The sequence below is a fragment of the Streptomyces daliensis genome (assembly GCF_054782395.1).
On sequence record NZ_BAAGSO010000092.1, the window covers coordinates 1 to 1007 of the forward strand.

General features: G+C 70.4%; 1 protein-coding gene. It reads right to left on the minus strand.

The window, feature by feature from the left end; all coding sequences use genetic code 11:
• Nucleotides 1–940 (minus strand): IS5 family transposase gene (locus tag ACYVOO_RS22120; RefSeq protein WP_461017410.1). Its coding sequence is split into 2 segments (ribosomal slippage), with 941 coding nucleotides annotated over them: nucleotides 1–547 and nucleotides 547–940; the frame shifts between segments, so codons are not numbered across the junction. This gene is flagged as partial in the annotation.
• Nucleotides 941–1007 lie beyond the last annotated feature (67 nt).

Genomic DNA, 1007 nt, shown 5'->3' on the forward strand with positions numbered 1-1007 from the left:
TAGGCCGTTTCTGATGGCTCTTGGACGGTGTCGCGGAGCCATATGACGATGGCTGCTGTGGTGAGGGTGCCGTTGAAGATGTAGTCGCGTTTGTCGTAGCGCGTGGCGACGGCACGGAACTGCTTCCACTTGCTGACGCACCGTTCGGCAGCGCTGCGGCGGCGGTACTGGGCCTTGTCGAAGGCCGGGGGACGGCCTCCGGCCCGGCCCCGTCGGAGGCGGTTGGCCCGCTGATCGTCGGGCTGCGCGATGGTCGCCTTGATGTGCCGCCTGCGCAGGTAGGCCCGGGTTTCACCGCTGGAGTAGGCCTTGTCGCCGCGCAGCCGGTCCGGGCGGGTGCGCGGCCGTCCCGGCCCGCGCCGTGCGATCCGCAGGCCTTCCAGCACGGGGATGAGCATGGGGTTGTCGCCCCGCTGGCCAGGCGAGGTCTGCCAGGTCAGCGGGCGGGCCCGGTCATCGGCCAGCAGGTGGACCTTGCTGGTCACTCCTCCCCGCGAGCGCCCCAGCGCCTCCCGCCCATCGGCCTCCACACGCGCCCCGCCCCCTTTTGCGGGAAGTCACGCGGCGGCTCGTGCCGGGCCCCGGCCGCATGCTGATGAGCCCGGCACGAGGTGGAGTCGATGTTCACCGCCCACTCCTTCTCCAGGCGCCGGGCCAGTGCGCCATCCGGGTCGGCGGCATCCGCCTCGATCTGCAACTCCGCCAGGATCCGGGCCCAGGTGCCATCCGCCGACCAGCGGCGATGCCGTTCGTACACGGTCTGCCAGGGCCCGTAGCGCTCCGGCAGGTCCGGCCAGGGAACCCCGGTACGGGCCCGGTAGAGCACTCCGTTGATCACCGTGCGGTGATCGGACCACTGCCCGCCGGGCCGGCCGTTGACAGGCAGCAACGACTCGAGCTTCCACCACTGCGCATCGGTCAGTTCATGTCGCCGCACCATACGACGCGCCTGCCCATCCCCAGCATTGATCCACCCACCCCAGCAAGAGCCATCAGAAACGACCTAG